The 10,052-nt window shown below is 48.1% G+C and carries 12 protein-coding genes; 10 read left to right on the forward strand and 2 right to left on the reverse strand.

The window, feature by feature from the left end:
- Nucleotides 1-375, forward strand: a 375-nt coding sequence (locus VIM87_RS06150) for an RES family NAD+ phosphorylase (protein WP_331996128.1), incomplete at its 5' end; no start/stop codon positions are given.
- Here VIM87_RS06150 and VIM87_RS06155 read toward each other — a convergent pair.
- Nucleotides 372-935, reverse strand: coding sequence for an AraC family transcriptional regulator (locus VIM87_RS06155; protein ID WP_331996129.1), 564 nt, complete (start codon nt 933-935; stop codon nt 372-374). The genes VIM87_RS06150 and VIM87_RS06155 overlap by 4 nt on opposite strands.
- Before the next feature lie 228 nt (nt 936-1,163).
- The gene (locus tag VIM87_RS06160; RefSeq protein ID WP_331996130.1) at nt 1,164-2,489 is read right to left on the reverse strand and encodes a sugar porter family MFS transporter; all 1,326 of its coding nucleotides are present in this window, start codon (nt 2,487-2,489) and stop codon (nt 1,164-1,166) included.
- Between the two features lie 179 nt (nt 2,490-2,668).
- Between VIM87_RS06160 and VIM87_RS06165 the strand changes: the two genes are divergently transcribed.
- The 9 genes from VIM87_RS06165 to VIM87_RS06205 all read left to right on the forward strand — a co-directional run.
- Nucleotides 2,669-3,223: a TetR/AcrR family transcriptional regulator gene (locus VIM87_RS06165; RefSeq protein WP_331996131.1), complete on the forward strand. Its 555-nt coding sequence runs from the start codon at nt 2,669-2,671 to the stop codon at nt 3,221-3,223.
- 61 nt (nt 3,224-3,284) lie between these two features.
- The gene (gene fabF / locus VIM87_RS06170; RefSeq protein ID WP_331996132.1) at nt 3,285-4,529 is read left to right on the forward strand and encodes a beta-ketoacyl-ACP synthase II; all 1,245 of its coding nucleotides are present in this window, start codon (nt 3,285-3,287) and stop codon (nt 4,527-4,529) included.
- 488 nt (nt 4,530-5,017) lie between these two features.
- Complete coding sequence (locus VIM87_RS06175; protein WP_331996133.1) at nt 5,018-5,632, forward strand: DUF4255 domain-containing protein; 615 nt, start codon at nt 5,018-5,020, stop codon at nt 5,630-5,632.
- 12 nt (nt 5,633-5,644) lie between these two features.
- Nucleotides 5,645-6,832: a hypothetical protein gene (locus tag VIM87_RS06180; protein ID WP_331996134.1), complete on the forward strand. Its 1,188-nt coding sequence runs from the start codon at nt 5,645-5,647 to the stop codon at nt 6,830-6,832.
- An 11-nt stretch (nt 6,833-6,843) separates the two neighbouring features.
- Entirely contained in the window at nt 6,844-8,286 is a 1,443-nt protein-coding gene (locus tag VIM87_RS06185) for a phage tail sheath family protein (RefSeq protein WP_331996135.1), read from the forward strand.
- Between the two features lie 56 nt (nt 8,287-8,342).
- Entirely contained in the window at nt 8,343-8,774 is a 432-nt protein-coding gene (locus VIM87_RS06190; RefSeq protein WP_331996136.1) for a phage tail protein, read from the forward strand.
- A 3-nt stretch (nt 8,775-8,777) separates the two neighbouring features.
- On the forward strand, nt 8,778-9,269 hold the full coding sequence (locus tag VIM87_RS06195) for a phage tail protein (protein ID WP_331996137.1): 492 nt from the start codon (nt 8,778-8,780) through the stop codon (nt 9,267-9,269).
- Nucleotides 9,270-9,445: 176 nt separating this feature from the next.
- A complete protein-coding gene (locus VIM87_RS06200; protein ID WP_331996138.1) occupies nt 9,446-9,646 on the forward strand; it encodes a DUF5908 family protein in 201 nt (66 codons plus the stop codon).
- On the forward strand, nt 9,646-10,052 hold a 407-nt coding region (locus VIM87_RS06205; RefSeq protein ID WP_331996139.1), incomplete at its 3' end, for a hypothetical protein. The genes VIM87_RS06200 and VIM87_RS06205, both read left to right, overlap by 1 nt.

The raw sequence follows: 10,052 nt of genomic DNA on the forward strand, positions 1-10,052 counted from the left end.
CTGTATACCAGTGAAAGCCGGTCGCTGGCCCTGCTGGAGAACCTGGTTCATTATGATCAGTCGGAACTGCCGCCCCGCCTATACACCATGGAAATTGAGATTGCAGATAGCGCCCCCATCTACACCCTTTCCGATGATAGATTAGTTGAAGACTGGCGGCTGCCGGAAACCCTGGCCCTGCGCAAGATCGGGGACCAATTATTTAAAGAGAAGAAATACCTGGGTTTTAAAGTACGTTCTGCCGTGTTGCCAGGTGAGTTCAACTACCTGCTGGACCCGCTTTTTCCCCGTTATTATGACTTAGTGAACATAGTGAATTATGCGCCGTTAGAATTAGACCGCAGATTTTTTAAACCTTCTTCAAAGGATAATTAGCCTTTGCCACCTTTTCTCTCTTTGCGGATCTTAATGAAATAAGATGGGGTAAGGCCGGTTAGTGCTTTAAACTGGCGGGATAAATGCGCCTCACTGCTAAAGCCTAAACGAAAAGCAATATCAGCCAGCGTGGCGGGGGTATATATTAATAGCTCCTTAACTTTCTCAACCCGGTAGGCCAGTATGTATTTTTCCAGCGTAGTGGCTTCTGCTGCTGAAAAAACAGCGCTCAGCAGATCATACGGCCGTGAAAGCTTTTCTGCTACCCATTTTGAAAAACGGAACTGCGGCGGAAAATCAAATTCCCCGGAATATACCTGCGCAACGGCTTCCTTTACCTGTTTTACCAGCTGCTGGTTCTTATCTTCCAGCAGGCTGAAACCCAAGGACTGCAGCTGTGCAGCAATCGCATCCAGGTCGGGCGGTGTAGCGGATTCTATGGTGGCGCTGCCCAGCTCAACATGTGATACCTGCAGCCCTGATGCAGTAAGCTCCTGCTGTACTGTGGAGATACAGCGCGGGCAAACCATGCCTTTGATATGGTGTGTATAAGCTGGCATAAGTGTATACAAAGGTCCGGCGTTTGGCTTGTATAATTGTTATATAATTACGGGGAAAGGTTATAAAATAATGTGCAGATGTGCAAATATGCAGATGTGCAGATGGCGGATGGCGGATGGCAGATGGCAGATGTGTAGATGTGCAAATTGAAAATGACCTGCCGGTGTATTACCGGCAGGTCAATCAGATGTTTAGATTAGATGTTTAGATGTGCGAATGTGCAGATCTTACCGCAATACAATTTTTTCCAGTTCTTCCAGTGATTTACCTCTTGTTTCCGGCAGCATTTTTACGGCAAACAACAGGTGTAATACCATGGCTACGCAAAAGAAGCTGAATGCCAGGGTACCGCCAAAAGGCAGCTCTGCTACAATAGGAAATAACCAGGTCATTACTGCGGCCCAGAACCAGTGCGTAAAGCTACCCAGCGCCTGCCCTTTGGCACGCACGGAGTTCGGGAAGATCTCTGCCAGGAATACCCATATTACAGCGCCCTGTGAAAATGCAAAGCTGGCAATAAAGCCTACCAGGTAAACAAGCACCAGGTAGCCGCCAAAATCGTGCAGGTAAAAGGCGCGGGCTGTTAAGCCCAGGAACAGGATCATACCTATGGAGCCGGCGATGAGCAATGTTCTTCTGCCAAATTTATCGATCACAAACATGGCAATGATGGTGAACACCATGTTGGTAACACCTATGAGCACCGCCTGTAACAGGGCGGTATCGCGGGCCAGGCCCGTCATAGAAAAAATACGGGGCGCATAATACATGATGGCATTGATACCGGAGAACTGGTTGAAGGTGGCTAACAAAATAGCGCACATTACCGGGAAGGAGAATTTGCGCGCGAATAATTTCTCCGTATGCCCGCTGCTTTCTGCTTTCAGGGATTCTGCGATATCTGTTACAATTACATCTGCATCCGTATTACCTAATGAAAGCAATACTTCACGCGCCTCCGCAGTACGCTGCCGTTTCATAAGCCAGCGCGGGCTTTCCGGTATCAGGTATAATAATACCAGGAACAATACAGACGGAATGGCCTGCACACCTAACATCCAGCGCCATGCATCCGTAGCCACCCACTTGTTAATAAAATAATTGGAAAAGTAAGCCAGCAAGATACCCAGCACAATGTTGAACTGGAACAACGCCACCAGCCTGCCACGCAGCCTGGGCGGCGCTATTTCTGAAATATACATGGGCCCTGCTACAGAGGAAGCGCCAATACCCAGGCCGCCAATAAAACGGTAGATCAGGAAAGCCGGCCATGAGTGCGAGAGGCCACAGCCTAATGCGGATACAATATAAAAGATGCCTACCAGGATCAATACTTTTTTACGGCCGTATTTATCCAACGGAATACCGCAGCCAATAGCGCCAACAATGGTACCGATCAAAGCGATGGAATTGGTAAAGCCGTGCCAGAAACCATCTAATTGAAACACCTCCTTAATCGCCTGCTCTGCACCGGAGATCACCGCGGTATCTGCCCCGAATAAGAGTCCGCCTAAAGCGGCTACCAGGCAGCCGGTAAATAATTTTTTGTTCATGTGTGGGTTGATTGATTAACGTTGATCCGTTCCTGTTGTACAGTGGAATTTATGGGATAAGATACACATTATTTTATCATTTTCTTATATATAGGCAGTTGCCCTGAAACGGGGTTGAAAGCACCGGCATTTGCTTACTTACTAATTAGTCAGTATATTTGCGGCCTGAATGCTACTTTATGGCTGACACCACTAAGGAAAAGATCATTGACCTGGCCGATCACCTGATCCGCACCAAAGGTTTTAATGCCTTTAGCTATGCCGATATTTCGGCGCCCCTGGCCATTAAGAATGCCGCTGTTCATTACCATTTCCCCACTAAGGGCGACCTGGGGATCAGCGTAATTGAGCGGGAGCTGCAAAGCCTTGCGCTGCACATACGCAAATGGGAAAAAATGCCGGAGGACCAGCAGCTTAAAAAGCTCATAGATATATTTCAGCAGCGCAGTAAGCTGGGCACCATTTGCCTGGTAGGCTCCTTAACACCGGATTATGATACGCTGCCTGCTCCTATGCAGGCCAAGGTACAGGAAATGTGCACCGGCATATTGCAATGGATGACGCAATGCCTGGAAAAAGGCAGGGCACAGCAGCGCTTACACTTTGAAGGCGAAGCGTATGACCGCGCCCTGATGGTGCTTTCCAACCTGCTATCATCGCTGTTACTTTCACGGGTATTGGGCGGCAACACTTTTCAGCGCATGAGCAAACAGCTGGCTAAAGACCTGATATAACAACAATTACATTATACAGGCAATAGCCTGTACAGATCAATAAACCATCAAAACACTTCAGATGAAAAGAGCAGTTATTACCGGATTAGGGGCTTTAACGCCTATCGGCAACAATACAGCTACGTTCTGGGAACAACTCACCGCCGGCAAAAGCGGTGCGGCCACGATCACCAGGTTTGATCCCAGCCGCTTCCGCACACAATTTGCCGGAGAACTAAAAGGTTTTAATGCGCAGGAATTGCTGGATAAAGGAGACATCCGCAAAAGCGATCCCTTTACACAATACGCCATGGTAGCGGCAGATGAAGCTATTAAAGATTCCGGCCTGGACTTCAGCAGCATGGATCCGTTTGATACAGGGGTGATCTTCGGCTCCGGGCAGGGCGGCATGCAAACTTTTGAAGAGCAGGTGAAAGAATATACGCAAGGCGGTTTTAATCCACGCTTCAGCCCTTACTTTGTACCCAAGCTGATTGCGAACATGGCGGCCGGTATGATCTCTATTAAATACGGCTTAATGGGCATTAACTATACTACGGTTTCTGCCTGCTCTACTTCCAACACCGCTATTATGGATGCGCTGAACTACATCCGTTTGGGAAAAGCCAAGGTGATCATTACCGGCGGTGCTGAAGCGCCTGTAACAGAAGCATCTGTAGGCGGCTTCTGTGCAATGAAGGCAATGTCTACCCGCAACGATGATCCGGCGACTGCTTCACGGCCTTTTGATGTGGAGCGTGATGGTTTTGTGATGGGTGAGGGTGCCGGTGCATTAGTGCTGGAAGAATATGAGCATGCCAAAGCAAGAGGCGCACATATTTACGCAGAGGTAGTGGGCGCTTCCATGACGGCAGATGCGTATCACATGACCGCTACGCACCCCGAAGGATTAGGCGCTTTACGCGCTATGCAGCTGGCGTTAAGTGATGCAGGATTGAATGCTGCGCAGGTAGATTACCTGAATGCGCACGCCACCTCTACCCCTGTTGGCGACCTGAGTGAGATAGCTGCTATTACAAAACTGTTTGGCAACGATCCTTCCCATTTACACATCAGCGCTACCAAATCCATGACAGGGCATTTATTAGGCGCAGCCGGCGCAATAGAAGCTATTGCCTGCATCCTGAGTATAAAACATGGCGTAGTACCACCTACTATAAACACTACAACATTAGACCCGACTATACCTGCAGGTGTGCAAATTATTACCGGGCAGGCGATAGAGAAGAAAGTAAAAGTAGCGATGAGCAATACTTTTGGTTTTGGCGGCCATAATGGTATTGTGGTGTTCAGGGAAGTGGTGTAAGGAGTGAGAACCGCCAGGGCAGCAGGTATCACGGGTGTAGTTGCCTACACCCGTGATACAGAGTAAAATAAATTTAGTAGTAAAACAAAACTATATATTGTACGTATTCACTTTCATAGCGTGCAACTTTCATTCTACTTTTCTATGCCGGAAAAATTTTTCATCAAAAATTGGAGAATTAAAAAATTGTCGTAATATTGCCACTGTGCTGCTGACATTGGCGCTGTAATGGTTGACCTCCAAAAATCAGATTGTTTACTTCAAAACAGATTGTTTACTCCAAATCACTCGTCAGGTATTTATTATCAGCTAGGTTTTACTGGTTTATTCCCCAAAATTGTGTAGCTAAAGCTATATGATGTTTGTTGTTGTTATTGCTATGTCCTACCCAAAGGGACGTATGTGATATCGTGTGCACCACAGATCAATCCCATTCTTTTATCCAATTAATTTATTGGTATCACTTGACTATTAATCCCAATTGATAGATGATTCGCACCTCACTGGAATTTATTAAAAAAGAGCTGGAAGCTTATATCGTGGAACGTGAGCAGGATCCTGCAAACTACAGCGCCGGCAACATTGTGGAGCTGAAGCCGCTCATAAAGCCCACCGGTGAATTAAATGTTACCGACACCTCGCACGTAACCATTATGATGGCCGGTGTGGAAGAAGAGCGCCGCGAAGGCAAGCGCCCCTACTATGTGCCCACGGACGATAAACAGTTCATGCGCCTGAATCCCCCGGTGGAGCTGGACCTGCTGGTATTGTTCATTGCACACAACGGCCATTATGAAACGGCGCTGCGCGACCTTTCAGACGTAGCCAGCTTTTTCCAGGCTAACCCCGTATTTGATCAGCAACGTTACCCCGCACTGAACGCCAGCGTTACAGATCCTGTAAATAAGCCCTGGCAGCTGATTGAGCGGCTCACCTTTAAGCTCTACAATCTTTCCTTTGAACAGCAGAATAATTTATGGGCTATGCTGGGCGGCAAATACTTTCCCAGCCTGGTGTATAAAATGAATATGCTTACTGTATTTGATACCAAAGGCAAGGATAAAACACCCGGCATCAAAGAACTCAATTTTAAAGAAAACTAACGCTTGTTGTGTATGAATGGCATGCAGGTTAAATACACCGAACTGTTTACTTTATCCGTAGAACAGCTGTTTTACACCAATAAAGTATGTAAGCAATACAAAACGGATCCTGTTACGGATATAACGTTTGTGCCTACACCGGAAAGCCGTACGGTCATGAGCAACATGGACCTGCTGTTTAAACCCACTCCAACTAACGGCGGCTTTATCCTGCTGGCCAATATATCGGGGCAAACGCCCGGCGGCAACGACCTGCTGCGCTTTGCCGCTAAAAAGGGCAACAAGCTCACTTTCCTGGCATTGCTTAAAAACCCGGAACTGTTAAACTTCAATGAGCTGCCGGTACAAACCGCCGCAGATCATATCTACTACTTCAGCAACAGTGTAGTGGATGTTGCTGCCACACGCAACAATCTGCACCTGAGCAAAGCCGCTACCGGCGCAGCAGAACCGGACACTATTAAAACCAGCAATGCGGCTTATACCTTTCATAGCGCAGTGCCTGTAGCACCCGGCACTGCCATCATTAAACATTTACTGAGCGGCGCTAACCTGGGTGAAAAGAATATTGTTACGCAAAGCGGCGCATCTGATGTAATGTTTGATCTTACCCCCTTACCCTCCGGCATTTGCCAGCTGTGGATCAATCATGTGCAGGAAGATGAATTTTATTATCCCGGCAGCATCAGCACCGGCCCGCTGTTCGGGGTGGTGGAGATCTCCCTGTCCGCTTTACTGGATGCAAATTACCGCATTATTGAAGCCGACCGTTCCTTAACGCCGGAGCGCCCGCAATATAAGATCCGCCTGGTGAACCGGCCCACCATCTGGCGGTATACCCTTAGCCTGCAGCCCAACAGCCCTTTGTTCCTGGAAATGGCCGGCATGAGCCCTGCCGACAAAGCGGCTTTCCTGAACCAGCTAAACATTGTAAGCAATGATACCAATATCCATTTCCACCGGACCACCACTACCGATACTGCTATTGAGATGGTATCGGACAACGCGCTGGCCCTGCAGGAAAACTATTACTCCGCTTCCAGCGCTACCCATGATACCTTAAGCCTTACGCTTAAAAAATATATTGGCGATCCGGCTAAAGAAGCAGTGGTAAGGGCAAACCTGCCCTACCCTGCTACCGGCGCCATTGATACCGCTAACGCCCCATTCATTTACTCTGACATTTTTCTAACACTTTAACTTTTAAAAAAATGGCAACTTACCGTTCCCCTGGTGTTTATGTAGAAGAAATAGCCTCCTTTCCACCATCCATTGCAGAAGTAGAATCTGCAGTCCCCGCATTTGTTGGTTATACGCAAAAAGCTGATTCGCTGGGAACCGGCGACCTGCTGAAAGTACCTACCCCCATTAGCAGCTGGGGCGAATATGTAACTTACTTTGGCGGCCCTGAAAAAGAAGATGGCGCGAATATTACGATAGCTGTGAATGAACTACGCACCGGCACTGTGACCACCGGTTACAAGGTAACTGTTACCCCTAACGCAGCTAACCTGCGCAAACACATTCTTTACCATGCCGTAAAGCTGTTCTTCGCCAACGGCGGTGGTAAATGTTACATTGTATCTGTAGGCGATTACAGCACTGCGCCTAACAAGGGAGACCTGGAAGCGGGTCTTGACCTGGTAGCGCTGGAAGATGTGCCTACCATACTGGTAGTGCCGGAAGCCGTGTACCTGCCTTCTCCGGGAGAGTACCAGAGCATTAATTCAAAAATGATCGACCAGGCCTCTACCCTGAAAGACCGTTTTGCCGTGCTGGATACCCAGGCTACTACGGTACCCAAAACATCATCATCTGTACAGTCAGATGTAGATGTTGCCATTGGCACCATCCCGGTAGGTGATACTACCCGTTTTGCAGCGGTATACTATCCCTGGGTGCGTACTGCTTACACCTACGCATTTGATTTTGACAACCTGCAGCTGAATGATCATAAGATAAACGGTGTGGATGCTACCGGCGCAGATAATAAAGAAGGCCTGCTTTCTGCGTTGAAGGCAACTGCCTCTACCTTGTATAATGCTATTCAGGCAGAATACAGCAAATACACCATTGCACTGCCGCCATCTGCAGCTATTGCAGGTGTGTACGCCAGAACAGACCGTGACCGCGGTGTATGGAAAGCCCCTGCCAACGTAGGTTTGGTGGATGTAATAAAACCACTGGTGAACGTATCACGCGGTGAGCAGGACACCCTGAACATTAACACCACCAGCGGCAAATCCGTGAATGCTATTTTAAACATGCCTGGTTTCGGCACCGTGGTAATGGGCGGCAGAACCCTGGATGGCAACAGCAATGACTGGAAGTACATTAACGTACGCCGCTTCTTCAGCGTAGTGGAAGAATCCATCAAAAAATCCACCAACTGGGTAGTATTTGAACCTAATACCGCCAGCACCTGGACCAAGGTACAGGCTATGATAGAAAACTACCTGTTCCTGAAATGGAGGGATGGTGCACTGGCCGGCGCAAAACCGGAGCAGGCATTCCAGGTAAATGTAGGCCTGGGCAAAACCATGAACTCCGTGGATATCCTGGAAGGACGCATGATCGTGGAAATTAAGATGGCTGTTGCAAGACCGGGTGAATTTATAATCCTGCAGTTTGTGCAGATCATGCAAGCCTCCTGATAATACGGTTCACAGCATTTTATTCAACAATTACTAAAAATTAAATTCTTTATACAATGGCGTATCCATTAACAGTTTTCCATTTCAGCGTATCCTGGGGTGGAGATAATATAGGTTTCTCTGAAGTAAGCGGCTTATCACAGGAAGTGCAGGCAATTGAGTACCGCGACGGTTTAATGTCAGGCACCACCCTGCCACTGAAAAGGCCGGGCTTGAAAAAGGCGGGCAACATTACCCTGAAAAAAGGGATGGTAACCTCCAATATTGATCTGTACAACTGGCTTAATAACAGCGGCCAGCCTAACGTAGAGCGCCGCGACCTGGTAATTACCCTGCTGAATGACGAAGGCCAGCCCGTATTTATATGGAGCGTAGCCCAGGCATGGCCGGTGAAATGCGAAGGCCCGGGCTTAAAAGCATCCGGCAACGACATTGCCATAGAGTCTGTAGACCTGGTGCACGAAGGCCTTACATTTAAAACTGCCTAAGCAATGTCGGCTTATTATCCACCAACGGGGTTTCATTTCCGCGTTGAATTTATGGGCGTCAGCGGAGCGGATAGCGATACGGAACAGCGCTTCCAGGAGGTCAGCGGCCTTTCTTTTGAAGTAGAGACAGAGGAGCTGCGGGAAGGCGGTGAGAACCGCTTTACCTACAAGCTGCCCAAAAGGGCCAAGTATCCTAACCTGATCCTGAAGCGTGGACTGCTAACCAACACTGCGCTGCTGGATTGGTTAAAGGATGCGCTCAAGACCTACTTCACTGTAGTGATCTATGACTTTAAACCGGCGGACCTGATAATAACCTTACTGGACGAAGCCGATGCACAGGTAGCTGTATGGAAAGTAGTACAGGCTTACCCGGTGAAGTGGAGCACTGCAGATCTGAAGGCTACGGAGAATGCCATCCTGGTGGAAACAATAGAGCTGGCGTACCAGTATTTTGAGCGGCTGCCTGTTGAGAATACGGTTTTTAAAGGCTGAAAGCGCAAAGCATAAAGCAAAAAGCTAAAGCCGTTTGCTGCCAAGCATTTTACTGGCTGGCAGTAATGTAAAAGTAAAAGCCTTTATAGCATTTTTTAATCGTTGAAAGCGTATGCAAAAAAGCTGCATACTGAAAGCCCAAAGCCTTCAGTAAAACACAATCAGCTTTCAGCTTTATGCTTTCACCTTTAAGCTCAAAAAAAATGGCCGTACAAATCAATGAAGTTATTATTAAAGCGGTAGTAGATCCGCGGCCGGACACCCGCAGCACGGGAAACACCAATCCGCCGGAATGCCCGCCTGCTGCCGCCGGTAACAGCGAGAACGAACTGGCTGAAAAAATTCTGGAAATCCTTCGGGAGAAAAAAGAAAGATAATGGACGATCAAAGCCTGGCAAAACTGCCCTTTAATCTCAAGATCATTCCAATAAATGATACGGGTTTTCCAATTGGTATCCCCTTTATTGCCATGTTCAATCCTGAGAATTTTACCATTCATGAGGATATTGACTGGCTGGCCAACTGCCCCCCGGGCGCACAGGGAGCCAACCTGAAATATAAAGGCACCAAACCCCGCACCTTTACCCTGGAATTTACTATTGACGGTACCGGCGTAAACACCAATGGTGTAAAGATACCGGTCACTGCGCAGGTAGCGCTGTTCCGCGCCGCCACTACAGGTGTGAGAGGCGCCCTGCACAAACCGGCCTTTCTGCTGGTGCAGTATGGCCTCTTCATCTGCACCTGTGCGTTAAACAGCTCCAATGTTACCTACAGCCTGTT

Source organism: Chitinophaga sp., from assembly GCF_036569125.1.
In the GTDB taxonomy this organism is placed as follows: Bacteria; Bacteroidota; Bacteroidia; order Chitinophagales; family Chitinophagaceae; genus Chitinophaga.

Coding starts and splice junctions, on each gene's coding strand:
- VIM87_RS06175 (WP_331996133.1), top strand. CDS start 5,018: ATGATTCGCACCTCACTGGAATTTATTAAAAAAGAGCTGGAAGCTTAT.
- VIM87_RS06200 (WP_331996138.1), top strand. CDS start 9,446: ATGCTTTCACCTTTAAGCTCAAAAAAAATGGCCGTACAAATCAATGAA.
- VIM87_RS06165 (WP_331996131.1), top strand. CDS start 2,669: ATGGCTGACACCACTAAGGAAAAGATCATTGACCTGGCCGATCACCTG.
- VIM87_RS06190 (WP_331996136.1), top strand. CDS start 8,343: ATGGCGTATCCATTAACAGTTTTCCATTTCAGCGTATCCTGGGGTGGA.
- fabF (WP_331996132.1), top strand. CDS start 3,285: ATGAAAAGAGCAGTTATTACCGGATTAGGGGCTTTAACGCCTATCGGC.
- VIM87_RS06155 (WP_331996129.1), bottom strand. CDS start 935: ATGCCAGCTTATACACACCATATCAAAGGCATGGTTTGCCCGCGCTGT.
- VIM87_RS06180 (WP_331996134.1), top strand. CDS start 5,645: ATGAATGGCATGCAGGTTAAATACACCGAACTGTTTACTTTATCCGTA.
- VIM87_RS06195 (WP_331996137.1), top strand. CDS start 8,778: ATGTCGGCTTATTATCCACCAACGGGGTTTCATTTCCGCGTTGAATTT.
- VIM87_RS06160 (WP_331996130.1), bottom strand. CDS start 2,489: ATGAACAAAAAATTATTTACCGGCTGCCTGGTAGCCGCTTTAGGCGGA.
- VIM87_RS06185 (WP_331996135.1), top strand. CDS start 6,844: ATGGCAACTTACCGTTCCCCTGGTGTTTATGTAGAAGAAATAGCCTCC.